This window comes from Streptomyces sp. CA-251387 (genome assembly GCF_050936625.1).
Taxonomy (GTDB): Bacteria; Actinomycetota; Actinomycetes; order Streptomycetales; family Streptomycetaceae; genus Streptomyces.
In genome coordinates this window covers 4748294-4766503 of the sequence record NZ_JBNJMJ010000001.1, presented here as the reverse complement: position 1 = coordinate 4766503, position 18210 = coordinate 4748294, and the positions used below count along the sequence as shown (strand labels likewise).

14 protein-coding genes are annotated in these 18210 nt (G+C 68.3%); 4 read left to right on the top strand and 10 right to left on the bottom strand.

Features of this window, described 5'->3' with window-relative positions; all coding sequences use genetic code 11:
* The first annotated feature begins 293 nt into the window (after positions 1-293).
* From ACQEV2_RS21265 to ACQEV2_RS21255, 3 genes are all read left to right on the top strand, one after another.
* Positions 294-1367 carry a ParA family protein gene (locus tag ACQEV2_RS21265; RefSeq protein WP_433054651.1) on the top strand — a complete coding sequence of 358 codons (1074 nt, stop codon included), beginning with the start codon at positions 294-296 and terminating at the stop codon, positions 1365-1367.
* Positions 1364-2461 (top strand): ParB/RepB/Spo0J family partition protein, encoded by a 1098-nt coding sequence (locus tag ACQEV2_RS21260; RefSeq protein ID WP_433043668.1) that lies wholly within the window; start codon positions 1364-1366, stop codon positions 2459-2461. Before ACQEV2_RS21265 ends, ACQEV2_RS21260 begins: the two co-directional genes overlap by 4 nt.
* Before the next feature lie 320 nt (positions 2462-2781).
* The gene (locus tag ACQEV2_RS21255) at positions 2782-3399 is read left to right on the top strand and encodes a GNAT family N-acetyltransferase (RefSeq protein WP_433043665.1); all 618 of its coding nucleotides are present in this window, start codon (positions 2782-2784) and stop codon (positions 3397-3399) included.
* Positions 3400-3468: 69 nt separating this feature from the next.
* On the opposite strand, the gene trxA is transcribed toward ACQEV2_RS21255, so the two are convergent.
* From trxA to ACQEV2_RS21220, 7 genes are all read right to left on the bottom strand, one after another.
* A complete protein-coding gene (gene trxA, locus ACQEV2_RS21250) occupies positions 3469-3801 on the bottom strand; it encodes a thioredoxin (RefSeq protein WP_031484651.1) in 333 nt (110 codons plus the stop codon).
* A 41-nt stretch (positions 3802-3842) separates the two neighbouring features.
* Positions 3843-4811 (bottom strand): thioredoxin-disulfide reductase, encoded by a 969-nt coding sequence (gene trxB, locus ACQEV2_RS21245; protein WP_433043661.1) that lies wholly within the window; start codon positions 4809-4811, stop codon positions 3843-3845.
* A gap of 169 nt (positions 4812-4980) precedes the next feature.
* A complete protein-coding gene (locus ACQEV2_RS21240) occupies positions 4981-5919 on the bottom strand; it encodes an anti-sigma factor family protein (RefSeq protein WP_433043658.1) in 939 nt (312 codons plus the stop codon).
* Positions 5916-6641: an RNA polymerase sigma factor SigM gene (gene sigM, locus ACQEV2_RS21235; RefSeq protein ID WP_433043655.1), complete on the bottom strand. Its 726-nt coding sequence runs from the start codon at positions 6639-6641 to the stop codon at positions 5916-5918. Before sigM ends, ACQEV2_RS21240 begins: the two co-directional genes overlap by 4 nt.
* Before the next feature lie 20 nt (positions 6642-6661).
* Positions 6662-8362 carry a protein kinase family protein gene (locus ACQEV2_RS21230; protein ID WP_433043652.1) on the bottom strand — a complete coding sequence of 567 codons (1701 nt, stop codon included), beginning with the start codon at positions 8360-8362 and terminating at the stop codon, positions 6662-6664.
* Between the two features lie 137 nt (positions 8363-8499).
* Positions 8500-10740, bottom strand: coding sequence for a murein biosynthesis integral membrane protein MurJ (gene murJ / locus ACQEV2_RS21225; protein WP_433043649.1), 2241 nt, complete (start codon positions 10738-10740; stop codon positions 8500-8502).
* Positions 10741-10785: 45 nt separating this feature from the next.
* Complete coding sequence (locus ACQEV2_RS21220; protein WP_433043646.1) at positions 10786-13215, bottom strand: DUF6049 family protein; 2430 nt, start codon at positions 13213-13215, stop codon at positions 10786-10788.
* 269 nt (positions 13216-13484) lie between these two features.
* On the opposite strand from ACQEV2_RS21220, the gene ACQEV2_RS21215 reads away from it, so the two are divergent.
* Positions 13485-14927 (top strand): CCA tRNA nucleotidyltransferase, encoded by a 1443-nt coding sequence (locus ACQEV2_RS21215; protein ID WP_433043643.1) that lies wholly within the window; start codon positions 13485-13487, stop codon positions 14925-14927.
* A 120-nt stretch (positions 14928-15047) separates the two neighbouring features.
* Here the strand turns inward: ACQEV2_RS21215 and ACQEV2_RS21210 are convergent, their stop codons facing one another.
* The 3 genes from ACQEV2_RS21210 to ACQEV2_RS21200 form a co-directional block, all read right to left on the bottom strand.
* A complete protein-coding gene (locus ACQEV2_RS21210; RefSeq protein ID WP_433043640.1) occupies positions 15048-15584 on the bottom strand; it encodes an LppU/SCO3897 family protein in 537 nt (178 codons plus the stop codon).
* 110 nt (positions 15585-15694) lie between these two features.
* Positions 15695-16972, bottom strand: coding sequence for an MFS transporter (locus ACQEV2_RS21205; protein ID WP_433043637.1), 1278 nt, complete (start codon positions 16970-16972; stop codon positions 15695-15697).
* A 135-nt stretch (positions 16973-17107) separates the two neighbouring features.
* Positions 17108-18190 carry an inositol-3-phosphate synthase gene (locus ACQEV2_RS21200; protein WP_433043634.1) on the bottom strand — a complete coding sequence of 361 codons (1083 nt, stop codon included), beginning with the start codon at positions 18188-18190 and terminating at the stop codon, positions 17108-17110.
* Positions 18191-18210: the final 20 nt, after the last annotated feature.

Genomic DNA, 18210 nt, shown 5'->3' with positions numbered 1-18210 from the left:
CCTGACGACGAGACGTACTCCACACAAGCTGCCAAACCTATGCAGGTCGGAGTGTCGCGACAGTTCGGCCACGGCTGCTGTGCATCGTGTTTCACGTGAAACGTCGCTCACTGCTGCACGGCATCATCAGTCGCGGCCGCGCTGCGGCCGAACCGCGCGACCGAAAGCCTCTCGGTTCTCTCGGAGAGGGTTCCTCCGACGACACTGAGTCCCCCCTGAGGGGGACGGAGTTTTCCACAGAGGTGGATTTCTCCACAGAACAACAGGCCTCACTGGTTCACGACCCCGAAGACATGGGAGGCTCTGTTCATTGCGAGCCTGAAGTCGAGGAGAGTGAATCCTTGCGGTCCGACGCCAACATCGCGGGACCGATGACCGATCCGGTCCCCGGTCCCCGTACCGAGTCGATGGGGGAGGATGTTTCACGTGAAACACCGCCCCCGATGGACGACACTCCCATCGGTCGTGCTGCCCAACTGGCGGTGGAGGCTCTAGGCCGCGCCGGCGAGGGCCTGCCACGGCCCGAGCAGACCCGCGTCATGGTGGTCGCCAACCAGAAGGGGGGCGTGGGCAAGACGACGACGACCGTCAATCTTGCCGCGTCGCTGGCCCTGCATGGCAGCCGTGTGCTGGTCATCGACCTCGACCCTCAGGGCAACGCGTCCACTGCCCTGGGGATCGACCATCACGCCGAAGTCCCCTCGATCTACGACGTGTTGGTCGAGAGCAAGCCGCTCGCGGAAGTCGTCCAGCCGGTCCCCGATGTCGAGGGCCTCTTCTGTGCACCTGCCACGATCGATCTCGCCGGTGCGGAGATCGAGCTGGTGTCTCTCGTGGCACGTGAGAGCCGACTGCAGCGGGCTATCCAGGCCTACGAGCAGCCGCTGGACTACATCCTCATCGACTGCCCGCCCTCGCTCGGCCTGTTGACGGTTAATGCGCTGGTGGCCGGGCAGGAGGTCCTGATTCCGATCCAGTGCGAGTACTACGCACTGGAGGGCCTCGGCCAGCTGCTGCGCAACGTCGACCTGGTGCGGGGGCACCTCAACCCCGCCCTGCATGTATCGACGATCCTGCTGACCATGTACGACGGCCGGACGCGGCTTGCGTCCCAGGTCGCGGACGAGGTGCGCAGCCACTTCGGCGACGAGGTGCTGCGGACGAGTATTCCTCGCTCGGTCCGTATCTCCGAGGCGCCGAGTTATGGACAGACGGTGCTGACCTACGATCCAGGATCGAGTGGTGCCTTGTCCTATCTTGAGGCGGCACGAGAAATCGCGCTGAAGGGTGTCGGCGTCAGTTACGACCCGACGCACGCCCATATCGGCGCCCAGAGCAACCCGAGCATGGTGGAGGGGATCCAGTGAGCGAGCGACGGAGGGGTTTGGGCCGTGGTCTAGGCGCACTGATCCCTGCAGCGGCGACAGAGACGACGGTGGCTCCGCCTGGAGCGGGGAGCGCTGCTTCCACGTCGCCGGCGGCTGTGCCGCTGCTGAACGACCGGGGGGTGGCTGCGGCGAAGGTCGCTACGCTGCCGCCTGTTTCACGTGAAACGGAGGGGCTGTCGCCGAACGGAGGCGTGGAGGTGCCCGCCCCTCCGATGGGCGCCCACTTCGCCGAGATCCCTCTCGACGCCATCACTCCGAACCCGCGCCAACCGCGTGAGGTCTTCGACGAGGATGCGTTGCAGGAGCTCGTCACCTCCATCCAGGAGGTCGGTCTCCTCCAGCCCGTCGTCGTACGGCAGATCAGTCCCTCCCGCTATGAGCTCATCATGGGTGAGCGGCGCTGGAGGGCCTGCCGTGAGGCTGGACTCGACGCCATCCCGGCGATCGTGCGGGCCACCGATGACGAGAAGCTCCTCCTGGACGCGCTCCTGGAGAACCTGCACCGAGCTCAGCTGAACCCGATCGAAGAGGCGGCTGCCTACGATCAGCTGCTGAAGGACTTCAACTGCACGCACGACCAGCTGGCGGATCGCATCGGCCGTTCACGGCCGCAGGTCTCCAACACCCTGCGTCTGCTGAAGCTCTCGCCCAAGGTTCAGAACCGGGTGGCGGCCGGGGTCCTCTCCGCCGGACATGCGCGGGCGCTCCTCTCCGTGGAGGATCCGGAGGAGCAGGAGCGGCTGGCGTACCGGGTGGTGGCCGAAGGGCTGTCGGTCCGGTCCGTCGAGGAGATCGTGACCCTGATGGGGTCCCGTCCGCAGAAGACCCAGCGTGCCCGGGGGCCGCGGGCCGGCTCTGTGCCTTCTCCGGCGCTGTCCGACCTCGCGACCCGGCTCTCGGACCGCTTCGAGACGCGGGTGAAGGTCGAGCTGGGCCAGAAGAAGGGCAAGATCACCGTCGAGTTCGCCTCCCCGGAGGACCTCGAGCGGATCCTCAGCACGCTCGCTCCCGGCGAGAAGCTGGCTCTCCAGAAGAGCCTTCTGGACGATGATGCGGAGGACGACGAGAGCTGAGATCAGGTAGGCCGGAGGCGTGCTCTCCGGCCTACCCATGCGGGCCGTGTCCGGTGTGTCCGGAACACGGCCCGCTCTTTGCTTTCTGGCGGTATCGATGGAATCACATCGTGGATACGATGCGTTTGGGTATGGCGCATCCACCTGGCAGACCTCTTAGGGGAGGCGGGGTCCATGCGAACGGTGAGCCGCACCGGACTGGTGAGCGCGGGCCTTGGGCTGGGCGCGGTCGGCGGATTCGTCGGCAGCCTGCTCAGGGAACGCAGCGCCCTGACAGCCGCTCGCGATGCCGCGGGCGAAGGAAGCGAGGAACAGCCTTCATGGGGCGTCGGCTCGTACCGCTCACGCTGGACAACCTTCAGGAACTTCCCAAGCGTTGCCGCGCGTGTGTCTTCTGGGAGTTGGACCCGGTCAGCGGTGAAGCCGCGGTAAAGGCGGGGACGGCAGCCCTGGAGAAGGAAGCGTGGATCTCTGCCGTCCTGCTGGACTGGGGTTCCTGCGGTCGGGTCGTCTATGTCGACGACGTACCGGTGGGCTTCGTGCTCTACGCGCCTCCGGCCTATGTGCCCCGTGCGACAGCGTTCCCCACAAGCCCTGTCTCACCGGACGCGGTGCAGCTGATGACCGCGTTCATCATGCCGGGCTACCAGGGTCAGGGACTGGGCCGGGTGATGGTTCAGACGGTCGCCAAGGATCTGCTGCGACGAGGCTTCAAGGCCATCGAGGCCTTCGGCGACGCGCGCTGGAAAGAGCCGGCGTGTGTTCTGCCCGCAGACCATCTCCTGGCCGTGGGCTTCAAGACGGTTCGCCCGCACCCCACCTTTCCGCGCTTGCGGCTGGAGCTGCGGACGACACTGTCCTGGAAGGAAGACGTGGAGATGGCGATCGACCGGCTGCTGGGGGCCGTCCAGAAGGAACCGGCCCTCAGGCCGCTCTAGAGCAAGCTCCCTCTCAAAGCGAATGGGCCAACCCGCTCGGGTTGGCCCATTCGTGTTTCACGTGAAACGTCACTCGGCGATGAAGTCCTCGAGGTCGCGAAGAATCGCGGCCTTCGGCTTCGCGCCGACGATCGTCTTGGCGACCTCGCCGTTGTGGTAGACGTTCAGCGTCGGGATGGACATGACGCCGTACTTGGCTGCCGTACCCGGGTTCTCGTCGATGTTGAGCTTGACGATCTCGATCTTGTCGCCGTGCTCGGCGGCGATCGCCTCGAGGGACGGAGCGATCTGGCGGCACGGTCCGCACCAGGCGGCCCAGAAGTCCACCAGGACGGGCTTGTCGCTCTTGAGGACGTCCTGCTCGAAGGAGTCGTCGGTCACATTCTTCAGGGTGCCGGCCACGGCGGGCTCCTTAACTGTTTGTTGCGTGGGGCGGGTGGGGGTCAGACAGAGGTCTTCTCGGGCTCGGCCTGCTCCTCGTCCGCGAGGGCGGCGAGGAAGCGCTCCGCGTCGAGGGCAGCGGAGCAGCCGGTGCCGGCCGCGGTGATCGCCTGGCGGTAGGTGTGGTCGACCACGTCACCGGCGCCGAACACACCGGTCAGGTTGGTGCGGGTGGAGGGGGCGTCAACCTTGAGGTAGCCCTCCTCGTCCAGCTCCAGCTGGCCCTTGAACAGCTCGGTGCGCGGGTCGTGGCCGATCGCGATGAACAGGCCGGTGACCGCGAGGTCCGAGAGCTCGCCGGTCTTGACGTTGCGCAGCTTCAGGCCGGAGAGCTTCTGATCGCCCTGGACCTCGGCGACCTCGCTGTCCCACACGAACTTGATCTTCGGGTCGGCGAAGGCGCGGTCCTGCATCGCCTTCGAGGCGCGCAGGGTGTCACGGCGGTGGACGACCGTCACGGACTTGGCGAAGCGGGAGAGGAAGGTGGCCTCCTCCATCGCGGTGTCGCCGCCGCCGATCACGGCGATGTCCTGGTCCTTGAAGAAGAAGCCGTCGCAGGTGGCGCACCAGGAGACACCGCGGCCGGAGAGTGCGTCCTCGTTCGGCAGGCCGAGCTTGCGGTGCTGCGAGCCGGTGGCGACGATGACGGCCTTCGCGCGGTGGACCGTACCCGCAGTGTCGGTGACGGTCTTGATCTCACCGGTCAGGTCGACGTTGACGATGTCGTCCGGGACGAGCTCGGCTCCGAAGCGCTCGGCCTGGGCGCGCATGTTGTCCATGAGCTCGGGGCCCATGATGCCGTCCTGGAAGCCGGGGAAGTTCTCGACCTCCGTGGTGTTCATCAGGGCGCCACCGGCGGTGACGGCGCCCTCGAACACCAGCGGCTTCAGCGACGCGCGCGCGGTGTAGAGCGCCGCCGTGTAGCCGGCGGGCCCGGAGCCGATGATGATCACGTTACGGACGTCGCTCACGGCTTGATTCCTCGTCTCTGGACTGCATCGTCAGACCGGTGGGAGCCCCTCTCAGGACTCTCACCCCACCCAACGGATCCTAAGGGGCGCGCATTCCCACTGTGTCCGGGCACACGGAGACGGCACACCGTAGGGGTTGCCATGCTGACGAAGATGAACCGCCGGTTCTTCAGGAACGCGGGTAGGAGTCCTTCAGCAGGACCTCGGCCGGGGTGGACGATGCGTTTTTCACGCATGTTGCGTCCATGAGGTAGACGGTGATGCGGCTGACATCAGAGGCATCGGGCAACACGACGAGCAGTGTGTCCCTGCCCTTGTAGATGCCTTCCTCAGCGGCGAGCGCGGCGTCGGTGCGGCCGATGCCCTTCCGGATGCATTCGGGCACCGTGTCTCGGAGGGGCTGAGTGCTCTTGGTGTCAGGCCCACCCTCGATGCCCATACTGTGGTCCGGTTTGCGGGAGCCCCCCGGAGAGCTCTCGTTCTTGGCGAGAAGATCAGAGACCTGCTTCTCCAGCTTCGCTGCGGAGAAGGTGTCGGCGGTGGTGTGCTCTCCGTCGGCCGTGGGACCGGCCCCTGAGCCACCCATCAGTGAGGTCAGCAGCACGGAGCCGAGGCCCAGGGCGGCGGCCGTGAATGCGGCACTCAGGATGGCGACCTTGCGTCGCCCGGCCTTCTTGCGGTCCTTGCGGCCGGGGCCGGTGGTCGAGGAGCGGGCATGCCCCGCCGGACGGCTAGCCGCTGTCGATGTTTCACGTGAAACACGCACACTGTCGTCCGCAACGGAGATCGGGCGGGCAGTGCCGACGGGCGTCGCCCGGCCAGCGTCCGCCTGGTAGACGTCATCGGCCGCCGTGGCGCTGAGGAGAGCCTCTGCGGCTAGGGCGGCGTCGATGCGGCCTGCGACATCGTCGGGCATGCGCGTCGGGCCTGGCAGCGTGCCGAGCAGTTCCCGGATCTCCTCCAACGATGCCTGGACGTCCGCGCACAGCTCGCACTCGTCCAGATGCCGCCGTACGTCGGCGGTCCTGGACGGGGGGAGAAGGCCCTCGGTGAGGTCGGAGATCTCGGCGACGTCCGGGTGCCCGGCCGTGTCTGTCGTGGAACTCACGCTCGCCCACCTCCGCCCTTCACTGGAGCTGAATCACTTGGCCCGGTCTCGCGTGGATCCGTAACGTGCGGACCCGCTGCCGGTGGGACGGATGTCCCCTGCGTCCGGTTCCGCCTCTCGTCGGCATCCTTGCCGTCTCCGGTGTTTTCCTGCCGCAGATGCGTAAGGAGGGGCAGAAGTCTGGCTCTGCCACGTGCGCATCGGCTCTTGACCGTGCCGGTCGGTACATCGAGGATGCGGGCCGCTTCGGCGACGGGGTATCCCTGCATGTCCACCAGGACGAGCGCAGCCTTTTGGTCGGGCGGCAGCGTGCCGAGCGCCTCCAGGAGCTGACGGTGCAGATCGTTGCGCTCCGCAGGCGCAGAGGCGGACTCGTGCGGCTCCAGCAGCTGCTCAAGGCGTTCGGTGTCGTCGACCGGAGAGGTCTTCCTGGAGGCCGCCTTGCGGGCGCGGTCCAGACAGGCGTTCACCGTGATCCGGTGCAGCCACGTCGTGACGGCCGACTGGCCCCGGAAGGTGTGGGCGGCCCGGTAGGCGGAGACGAGGGCGTCCTGGACGGCGTCAGCGGCTTCCTCGCGGTCGCCGAGCGTCCGCAGCGCCACCGCCCACAGTCGGTCGCGGTGCCGCCGCACGAGCTCACCGAAGGCGTCGGGGTCGCCTTCTACGTGGCGGGAGAGAAGGTCCTGATCGCTCGTGTCCCGGTATGTGCTGCCATCTGCCATCGGACCCCCTCCCCTCAGTCTCAGCTGCTCACCTTGACGTCCACGACCCTGCCGCGGAATTTGCCGTCGTCGACCTGCCTCGGCAGATCGGTCAGCCAGACCAGAAGATAGCGGGCCTTCAGGGACTTGCCCGGCTTGAGTGTCACGCTCTCGCCGGAGCCTTCGGCCGCCTTGGTGTAGCTGTCGAGAGACGTCGGCATTGTGCCGGTGTCACCCGAGGCGGCGCGGAGCTCGACGGAGGTGTTGCCCACGAAGGTGACGGTCACCTTTCCGACCTGCTGGACCTTGCCGAGATCGAGGATGACTCCGACGCCCGACTTCAGCCGCCCGAAGTCGGAGCTCGTGTAGAAGCTCGTCTGCCAGTACGTGCCCGACGCGGTGTCGTAGATCTTGTCTATGGTTTCCGGGTTCTCGGAGCCGTCCGAGCCCAGCGGGTCGAAGTCACGGACACCTTCGATGGTGATCGGCTTGCTGACCGGCTTCGCCGGGCTCTTGTCGTTGTCGCCGTCCGTCGTCTGCGTCTGGTTCGTGTCGTCGGGCTTGCCGCCTTGGTCCATGAGCGCATCCGCCAGCTGCCAGCTCCCCAGACCCAGTGCGGCGATCAGGAGGGCCGAGACGGCCCACTTCAGGGCCTTGCCGGTGCGGCTCTGCAGTGGGGGCGGCGGGGTCGGTACCGGTTGGGCGGCGCCCGGGTGCGGGGTCTGGCGGCCGTAGGTGCCCTGCTGGTAGGTCGTGCGCTGGTACTCCGGCGGCGCGGCGAACGCGGGCTCCGGCGGACGGATGCGTGGCATCTCGCCGATCGCCTTCACCAGCTCCTCCGGCGTCGTGCACGCGGACTCGTGGCGGGAGGCGGTCGCGCCGTCGTTGGCCAGCGCGCGCATGGCGAGTTCGGACAGGCCGCGGTGAACGCCCGCGCGGACCTGGTCGGGGGCGATCAGACCGACGTCCTTGGGCAGCCCGGACAGGCCGTAGGCGTCGCTCTCGTACGGCCAGCGCTGGGTGAGCGCGGCGTACAGCAGGGCGCCGATGGCCTCCGTGTCGGTGCGCTGCGGGGTGTCGGAGCTGATGCCGCGCAGCGCGGCGTTCACCGCGAGGCCGCGGATGCGCCACTGGCCGGAGGAGGTGCGCAGTACGGCGTTCGGGTTGAGACGGAGGTGGGCCAGGCCCTCACGGTGGGCGGCGGCCATGGCGGCGGACACCTGCGTGACCATCTGATAGGTCTCGTACGCCTCCAGCGGGCCGGAGGCTAGGAGGGTGGTCAGCTCGGTGGCGTCGGGGAGCCACTCATGGACGACGTAGACCAGGTCGTTCTCCTCGACGGCGTCGAGGACCTGGACGAAGCGGGGGTCGCCGAGCAGCGCGGAGGAGCGGGCCGCGGCCAGCACGGAACGGGCCCGCGCATGGTCCGCGGGCAGTACGTGCACGCCGACGGCGCGACGGAGTTTCTCGTCGACCGCACGCCAGCTGCTGAAACCGTCCAGACGGGTGACGCACTCCTCGAGGCGGTAGCGTCTGGCCAGCTTGTGGCCGCTGTGCAGCTCGGGTGGTGAGGCCTTTCCGGGACCCTCGGTCCCGCCACTCCCCTGTGCCTCGTCGGTGTCCGTGTCCCGCTCCCGATTCTTGGCCACCCCGTCGGCCGTGGACTGGTCCGCTTGTGCGGTCAGCGGCTCGTCGCCGCTGTTGTCTGCCACGTCGACGGCAGCCGTGCTCCGTTCCGCCACCGTCGTTCCTGCCTCCCCATCCGTTGCGCGCCGTCCGACTGCGTGCGCGCCGTCCGACGCCGAAACCAATTGTGCCCACAGTCCGCCGCTATGCACGACACACGGTGGCGGACGATGGTTGTGCGCGTACCCCCGCCTCAGCGACCCAGGCGCCCGCGGACCATGCCGACCAGTGAGTTCAGCTCCTCGATGCGCATCCTGCGGGCGGCGACGAAGAAGACCCCGAGCAGCACGGCTCCGCCGCCCAACAGAGCGGCGAAGGAGCCGACGACGCCCTGACCGAGGGTCTGGGCGATCCCGTAACAGGCCGCACCGCTCAGCAGCGCCGCGGGCACCGAGGCGATGCAGAGTCTGGCGTACGTCCGCATCACCTGGGCGCCGTCCAGGTCGCCGCCGAGCTTCTTGCGCAGCCGGCTCCAGGCGACGCCGACGCCGATCGCGTAGGCGACACCGTAGGAAGCGGCCATGCCGGCCACCGCCCAGCGGGCCGGAAGGACGAAGAAGCACAGGGCCGAGAGGCTCGCGTTGCCCGCTGCCACGATGACCGTGTTGTAGAAGGGAGTGCGGGTGTCCTCGTAGGCGTAGAAGGCGCGCAGCACGACGTACTGCACCGAGTACGGGATCAGGCCGAGCCCGAAGGCCATGAGCATGTAGCCCATGTTGGTGGCCTCGCTGGTGCCCGAAGAGCCGAAGATCAGTGTGCACATCGGGATGCCGAGCGCGAGGAAGCCGAAGGCGATCGGCACGATCGCGACGGCAGTGGTGCGCAGGCCCTGCGAGATGTCGTCGCGGACGGCTCCTGCGTCGTCCTCGGCCGCCGAGCGCGAGATGCGGGGCAGCAGGGCGGCCATCAGGGAGACGGTGATGATGGCCTGCGGCAGGCCCCAGATGAGCTGGGCGTTGGCGTAGGCGGCGAAGCCGGTGCCGTCGAGGGGCGACTCCTCGCCCGCCGCAGTGGACAGCTGGGAGACGACGATCGCGCCCGCCTGGTTGGCGAGGACGAAAAGGACGGTCCACTTGGCTAGCGTCACGGCCTTGCCGAGGCCGTGGCCCCTCCAGTCGAAGCGCAGTCGCAGCCTGAACCCGGTCTCGCGCAGGTAAGGAATCATCGCCAGGGCCTGGACGACCATGCCGAGCAGAATGCCGATGCCGAGGAGCCGCTGGCCCTCCGGCGGGAGGTTCGTGACTTCCATGCCGGAGTTCGCAGCGGTCCCGTAGACCCAGATGAACATCCCCAGCGTCACGATGATGACGATGTTGTTGAGGACCGGGGTCCACATCATCGCGCCGAACCTGCCGCGCGCGTTGAGGATCTGCCCCATCACCACGTGGATGCCCATGAAGAAGATGGACGGCAGGAAGTAGCGGGTGAAGGTGATGCCGACCTCGTTGGCCGCCGGGTCGCCGGCGACCGAGTCGGACAACGCGCGGACCAGGAACGGAGCGCCGAAGAACGAGAGCAGGGCGAGCGCACCGAGCGCCACCATGACCAGGGTCAGCAGCCGGTTGGCGTATGCCTCCCCGCCGTCCTCGTCCTCCTTCATGGCGCGCACGAGCTGCGGCACGAAGACGGAGTTCAGGCCGCCACCGACGGTCAGGATGTAGATCATCGTCGGCAGCTGGTAGGCGACTTGGAAGGTGTCACCCAGCAGGCCGACGCCGAGCGCCGAGACGATCAGCGCCGAGCGGATGAAGCCGGTGAGGCGGGAGACCATCGTGCCCGCCGCCATCACCGCGCTCGACTTCAGCAGCCCGCCGGCCCGCCCGCCCTTCTTCGCGGGAGGCGCCGGAGCAGGAGCGGGCGTCTCCGACGGGGCCTCGCCCGTCGGCGGTGGTGTCGACGCGGGGGACTGGCCCCCGGCCGGCGCCGGGGAGGGCCCAGGGACCGTCGGCGGCTGGTACTGCGGATGACCGCTCTGCTGCTGGTCCCGGAAGAGATGCGCGAAGGCGTCGTGCTCCTGTTGCTCCCCGGCGGAGTGCGAGACGAGGTCGTCGACGCCCACGTACTGGGTCGTACGGGGGTCGTCACCGTACGGCAGGTACTGGTTCGGGCCCTCCGGCTCGGGGGCCGGGGTCTGGGCCCACACGTTCGGGTCGGGGGCGTACGGCGACTGCGGCGGCTGGGCGTACAGCTGCTGCGGCGGCTGGTACGTGCCCGGCGGGGGCGGCGGGTGGGCGGCGCGGTCGTACAGCGCCTCGGCGACCGGGTCCTGGGCGGAGAGGTCCTGTGCCCGGTAGGGGTCCTGGTCGTAGGCGTCCTGGAGGTACATGTCCGCGGGGTGCTGCGGCGGTACCTGGCCGTGCTCGGGCGGCGGGCCCTCGGGGTGCCCCGAGCTGCCCGCGGCCTGGCCGCGGTCACCGTCGTACGGCGCGTTCATGGTTACCCCACCTCATCGTCCCGGGCCCACCGGCCACGACATCGCTCAACGGTCCACTCTCTCACCCGTGCCGGACGGGTCGGCGCTTTCCGCTGCGGTGTCCGGTGTCGGGTCACTCGGCTGCTCCGGGGCGTCTTCCCGGGTTCCGGTGCCGGACTCCTCCTCGAGGAGACCCTCGGGGGTGAGACGCTCCCGGGAGCCGTTCGAGTTCTCCGGTCCGCCATCGGCGTTCTCCGGCCCGGCGTCGGCTTCGGGCGTCTCCTGAGGACCGTCTTCCTCGGCCTCACGTGCCGCCGCGCGCTTGCGCTGCGTGTACATCCGGAAGCCGGCGAGGACGAGGAGCAGGAATCCGCCGCCGATGACCAGCATCACCGTGGCCGTGAACTCGGTGACCTTCACGTCGAACCTGACGGGGGCGCCGTACTTCTGGCCGTCCTCCGTGTACAGCTGGGCAACCACCTCGGCCTGGCCGTTGGCCTGAGCGGACGTGGGGAACTTCACCGTCTGGCTGTGCCCGCCGGAGACGGTGACGCGTTGTTCGTAGAAGTCCTCGCCGCCGATCTCGAGTCGTCTCGGGCTCGTCGAGGTGAGCCGAAGGACCAGGTGCTCGACCCCCTGCACGAGGTTGTTCTGCACGGTCACGGGGATCGTGGCGCTGCGTCCGGAGAGCTTGGTGTCCGACTTGTCGATCAGCGTGACCTGACCGGCCAGGGAGTCGATGTACGACTCCACGCCGTTGCGGTAGTCGGCCGCCTCCGCGGAGTGGCCGCGCCACGACGTGGACATCTCGCGGTTCATGGCCCGCCCGAAGGGGGTCACCACGCGGTCCTCGTTGCTGAGGATCACCTTGAACTTGTTGAGCTTGTCCTGCGTGGTCGCGATCTGCTCGAAGGCCGCCCGCGGCAGCTCCTGCTTACGCAGCGAGGACGGGTACTGGGACGCCGCCGGCACCTTGGTGGTGGCTCCGGAGTCGGGCTTGGCCGTGGCGGCGGCCGTGAGCTCCTGGGACTGAGACCAGGTGCCGTCCTGCAGCGCCGACACCGCTTCGGCCATCGCCTGGGCCTGGCTTGCCGTCGGCATCCGCTGCGGGGCGACGACGATGCTGCGCTGCTTGTCCGACTGGAGATTGAGGGCCAGGCTCTGGGCCAGGAACCTCTGTACGGCGAGTGTCGAGCTCGACGCCCTGGTCAGGTTGCCCTGGAACACCGTCGACATCCGTGCGTCCGCGACGACCGCCGAAGTGCCGCCGCCGATCGGGCGGGCCGCGGAGGGTGTGTAGGGCAGGCCGCCCGTCTCCACCAGGCTGTCGCTGCGCGCGATCACCTTGTCGGCGCCGGCGGAGGTGGCGACCTTGACGATGGACGGGTCGACGGCCCCGTTCATGGGCCAGGCGAAGTCGGTGGTCGGCTCCACGTGCAGGATGGAGTCGACCGTGTCGGCGGCGACGTCGGTCGCCTCCTTGAGGTGGCTCAGCGAGCCGGTGACGTTCGTGCCGTTGTGGGCCAGCGAGGCCAGGTCGGGGTCGCCGAAGGGCAGGGCGACGACCTCCTTGTCCTGTACCGCCTCCTGCAGCTCGGCCAGCCACTGGCCGGCGACCGCCTGATGGGTGCCCGCCGTGGTCGTGTCGCCCTCGCCCTGGACGCGGTAGGGCTCGATCATCGCGTCCACGGAGGCCAGCAGGTCGGGGTCGATCACCCAGGTGACGTCGAGTTCCTTGCCCAGCGACACGAGCTGCTGCAGCCGACCGCCCGGTGAGATCTCCTTCGCGAGGTCGTCGTCGTTGAAGACCGGCGTCTGCGTCTCGTCCGATCCCGTCTGCGCCGTCATGTGCGAGGTGGACACGAGCGGCCACAGCACGGTCGTCCGTGTCTTCGTGTCGGCTTCGTCGGGCTGCCACGGCAGGAACGTCCGCTGGATGCCGAGCACCTGATCCCACGGCCGTGCCGCCGTCTCGCCGGACAGGGCGACGGCGAACTGGTAAACGCCCGCCCTGCCGAGGTCGAGCTTGTCGACCGGCACGGAGATGCTGAAGCGCTGGGCGACGCCCGGGGTGAGCTTGGAGAACTCCTTGATGTACTTTCCGCCCACCGGGGCGCCGTCGAGGCCTTGCTGGTACGCGGTGCGCTTGGTGACCGTGTCGATGTCGGAGCGCGTGTTCAGGGCGGGCCCCAGGCGCAGGTCCACCTGGGCGTCCGTGACCGCCTGCTTGCCCTCGTTGGTCACCGTGCCGGACACGGTCAGCGTGTCGCCGTCACCAGGGACGGACGGAGTGAGCGAATCCACGGCGACGGCCACCGTGCCCCCGCCGGAGGCGGCCTTCAGGGAGTCCTGCCCGGCGGAGTGTGCGGGGGCCGCGGCCGGCAGCTGGAGCAGGCCGGCCAGCAGAGGTGCCCCGGCGAGCAGTGCTCCGGTCCGCCGCAGCCATCGGCGGGCAGGTGAGGGACTCGTCCCCTGGAAGTCTGCCGCCTCGGCCACGCGCTCGCCCGTCCCTCGTCGTCGTCAGTGGTCGTCGGAATGTGCGTCCACGCATGGTAACGATGTGCGCTGAGGGGAAGTGCCGCGGAGTGCTCCACAAGATCGGTCCGCGCCGTCGGCCTGTCCCGTATGTGCGGGTATAAAGAGGAGCGTTTCATTGCGCCTCAAGGGCAGTCCTTGTGCCCGTATGGACAGCGGTGTCCGTGCGTGAAGTGTGCCCGTTTAATGGAGGCGCTCGCGGCCGCCTGGGCCACGTACCCTTTTCTGTTGTGCCGAACGCCAACGAAGACAAGCCCAGTGTCCTGAGTCAGGTGCAGCACCGCGCGGTGAGTGAACTGCTGCGGGTCGCGCCTGTCGCCGACGACCTAGCCCGCCGCTTCCAGGAGGCCGGGTTCTCACTCGCCCTGGTCGGCGGATCGGTCCGGGATGCGCTGCTCGGCAGGCTCGGCAACGACCTGGACTTCACCACCGACGCCCGTCCCGAGGACGTACTGAAGATCGTGCGCCCGTGGGCCGACGCGGTGTGGGAGGTCGGGATCGCCTTCGGCACCGTCGGGGCACAGAAGAGCGGCTACCAGATCGAGGTGACGACCTACCGATCGGAGGCCTACGACCGGACCTCCCGCAAGCCCGAGGTGTCGTACGGCGACTCCATCGAGGAGGATCTCGTCCGGCGCGACTTCACCGTCAACGCGATGGCTGTCGCGCTGCCGGAGAAGGAGTTCATCGATCCCCATGGCGGGCTGGAGGACCTCGCGGCACGCGTACTCCGGACCCCGGGGACGCCGGAGGACTCCTTCTCGGACGACCCGCTGCGCATGATGCGGGCGGCGCGCTTCGCGGCGCAGCTCGACTTCGAGGTGGCTCCCGAGGTCGTCGCGGCCATGAAGGAGATGGCCGGGCGTATCGAGATCGTGTCGGCGGAGCGGGTGCGGGACGAGCTCAACAAGCTGATCCTCTCCGCCCACCCGCGCAAGGGACTGACGCTGCTGGTGGACACCGGGCTCGCCGACCACGTTCTGCCCGAGCTGCCGGCCCTGCGGCTGGAGAGCGATGAGCACCACCGGCACAAGGATGTCTACGAGCACACGCTGATCGTCCTGGAGCAGGCGATGGAGCTGGAGGAGAACGGCCCCGACCTGACCCTCCGGCTGGCCGCGCTGCTGCACGACATCGGCAAGCCGCGCACCCGCCGCTTCGAGAAGGACGGCCGGGTCTCCTTCCACCATCACGAGGTGGTCGGCGCGAAGATGACGAAGAAGCGTATGACGGCGCTCAAGTACTCCAACGAGCTGGTGAAGGACGTCTCACGTCTGGTCGAACTTCACCTGCGCTTCCACGGATACGGCACCGGGGAGTGGACGGACTCCGCCGTCCGCCGCTACGTCCGTGACGGCGGCCCGCTCCTGGACCGCCTCCACAAGCTGACCCGCTCGGACTGCACCACGCGGAACAAGCGCAAGGCAGCCGCCCTGTCCCGCGCCTACGACGGCCTGGAGGAGCGGATCGCCCAGCTTCAGGAGCAGGAGGAGCTCGACGCCATCCGCCCCGACCTCGACGGCAACCAGATCATGGAGATCCTCGGCGTCGGTCCTGGGCCGGTCATCGGTCGCGCGTACAAGCACATGCTGGAGCTGCGGCTGGAGAACGGGCCGATGGAGCACGATGCGGCGGTGGCTGCGCTCAAGGAGTGGTGGGCCGAGCAGAGCTGAGCCGACCGTGAAACGGGGGCATGTTTCACGTGAAACATGCCCCCGTTTCACAGGGAACGGTCGCACTGAAGGGCTGTGTTTCACGTGAAACACAGCCCTTCAGTATGCGGAGAGGTCAGATCAGACGTCCGACATGCACAGCAGGAAGTTGTCACCATCGCCGGTCTGGGCGTAGAACCTCGTGGCGCCGCTGACCTCGCGGCACTCGCTCTCTGCGGTGACCGAGGTGAAGGTGCCGTCGATCTTCTTGAGTACCTTGGCCTCGGCCTCCGAGGAGGAGCAATCCACGACCTCCATGCGGGGCTTCGAGGCTGTCGCCGTTGAGGCGGACTTCAAGCAGTCGCCCACCGCGGCGTTCTTGGCGTCGTCCTGGCTGAGTATGTAGCCGGCAATGAGCATGCCGCCGCCGATCACGACGATACCGACGTTCTTGATCGTCTTGAAGCTGACCTTGCGACGCGGCTGCTGCGGCGGAACGGGCGCGTACGGCGCACCACCACCCTGCTGGGGAAAGCCCGGCTGGCCAGGCTGCTGCGGGTAGCCGCCCTGAGGCGGGTAAGGGGCCTGGCCCTGGGGCTGGCCGTAAGGCTGCTGAACCTGGCCGTACGGGTTCTGGCCCTGGGCGAACGGGTTGCCCTGGGGCGGCGGAGTGGTCACTTGGGGGTCCCCCTAGAACATGGGTGTGTGATCGCGAACGATGCGCGATGTAAGACGGACGTAAGCTACCGGCCCCCACTGACAACTCCGCAGCCAGGAGTGGCTCTGTGTCATTGATGTGACACAGACCGATACTCAAAGCGGGCCATAGCCGCCGCAACTGCCGCGTAGATAACGGCGACTGTGACGACGAGTGGTGCTGAACGGCCGTCAGGCGGCAGTATCAGCGCGGCAACTCCGGCGGCGCCGACGAAGGCGACGTTGAACAGCACGTCGTAGACGGAGAAAGTCCGGCCACGGAAGCCGTCCTCGACCGATGTCTGCACGATCGTGTCCGTCGCGATCTTCGCCCCCTGCGTCGTCAGCCCCAGGACGAATGCCGCCGCCAGCATGGGAGCTGTGGCGAAGGGGAGGCCGAGCGCGGGTACCAGGACTGCCGCTGCCGCCGCGCACACCGTGATCCAGCGGCCCGGGCCAAGTCGCCCCGCCGCCCACGGGGTTGCCACGGCCGCGGCGAAGAATCCGGCGCCGGAGATGGCCAACGCCAGCCCCAGCAGGGCGAGTCCGTCATCGGTGTTCGAGGAGAAGGCGTACCGGCAGAGCATCAGCAGCGTGACCAGCAGGGCACCGTAGCAGAAGCGCATCAGGGTCATCGTGAACAGCGCCCAGGCGGCCTCCCGGCGCGACGGAGTGGAGAGATGCCGTACCCCTGCCGCCAGGTCGCGCGCGGTGCCGGAGAGCGCTGCCGTGAGGTGTGGCTGCACCAACGCGCGATCGGGACCCAGGAGTTCCCGCGACATGCGCAGTGCCGCCAGCCCGGCGCACAGATACAGGGCGGCACCCACGAGCACCACGGCGGCATCGGAATCCCAGACCACCAGCCGTACGACGAAGGCCAGGCCGGCGCCCACGGTCGCGGCGAGTGTTCCCGCGGTCGGGGACAGCGAGTTGGCGATCACGAGGCGCTCTTCGTCGACCACGCGGGGCAGTGCGGCGGACAGGCCGGACAGGACGAAGCGGTTGACGGCGGTGACGCACAGGGCGGAGACGTAGAAGAGCCAGTCCGGGACCTCGGTGAGGATCAGGACGGCCGTCACCGAGGCCAGTACGGTCCGCAGGAGGCTGCCGTACAGGAGAACCTGGCGGCGGCGCCAGCGGTCCAGGAGAACGCCGGAGAACGGGCCCACCAGGGAGTACGGCAGGAGCAGTACCGCCATCGCGGAGGCGATCGCGGCGGCCGAGGTCTGTTTCTCCGGGGAGAAGACGACGTACGTGGCGAGCGCGGTCTGGTAGACGCCGTCGGCGCCCTGTGAGAGGAGGCGTACGGCGAGCAGGCGCCGGAAGTCCCGGAAGCGCAGCAGGACCCGCAGGTCGCGTACGACGGACATGGGGCACAGCCTCACATATGGGCAGGGTCCCCGGGCGGTACAACCCGGGGACCCTCGGCAGCTCTGGCAGGAGCGTCTCTGAGCGAGCCTTGGCGCGCTGTGCTGTGTCGAGCCAGCGCGCTGTGCCTTGTCGAGCTAGCGCTCGACCTCCCCCTTGATGAACTTCTCGACGTTCTCGCGGGCCTCGTCGTCGAAGTACTGGACCGGCGGGGACTTCATGAAGTAGCTCGACGCCGACAGGATCGGACCGCCGATGCCGCGGTCCTTGGCGATCTTCGCGGCGCGCAGGGCGTCGATGATGACGCCGGCGGAGTTCGGGGAGTCCCAGACCTCGAGCTTGTACTCCAGGTTCAGCGGGACGTCACCGAAGGCGCGGCCCTCGAGGCGGACGTAGGCCCACTTGCGGTCGTCGAGCCAGGCGACGTAGTCGGACGGGCCGATGTGGACGTTCTTCTCGCCGAGCTCCCGGTCGGGGATCTGGGAGGTGACGGCCTGCGTCTTGGAGATCTTCTTGGACTCCAGGCGCTCACGCTCGAGCATGTTCTTGAAGTCCATGTTGCCGCCGACGTTGAGCTGCATCGTGCGGTCCAGGATGACACCGCGGTCCTCGAACAGCTTCGCCATGACGCGGTGCGTGATCGTGGCGCCGACCTGGGACTTGATGTCGTCACCGACGATCGGGACGCCCGCCTCGGTGAACTTGTCCGCCCACTCCTTCGTACCGGCGATGAAGACCGGCAGGGCGTTGACGAAGGCGACCTTGGCGTCGATGGCGCACTGGGCGTAGAACTTCGCCGCGTCCTCGGAACCGACGGGCAGGTAGCAGACGAGGACGTCGACCTGCTTGTCCTTCAGGACCTGGACGACGTCGACCGGGGCCTCGGCGGACTCCTCGATGGTCTCGCGGTAGTACTTGCCGAGGCCGTCGAGGGTGTGGCCGCGCTGCACGGTCACGCCGGTGCGCGGCACGTCGCAGATCTTGATGGTGTTGTTCTCGCTGGCGCCGATGGCGTCCGCGAGGTCGAGGCCGACCTTCTTCGCGTCGACATCGAAGGCGGCGACGAACTCGACGTCACGGACGTGGTACTCGCCGAACTGCACGTGCATCAGGCCGGGGACCTTGGACGCCGGGTCGGCGTCCTTGTAGTACTCGACTCCCTGAACCAGCGACGCGGCGCAGTTGCCGACGCCGACGACGGCTACGCGAACCGAACCCATTCCGGTTGCTCCCTGTGTGT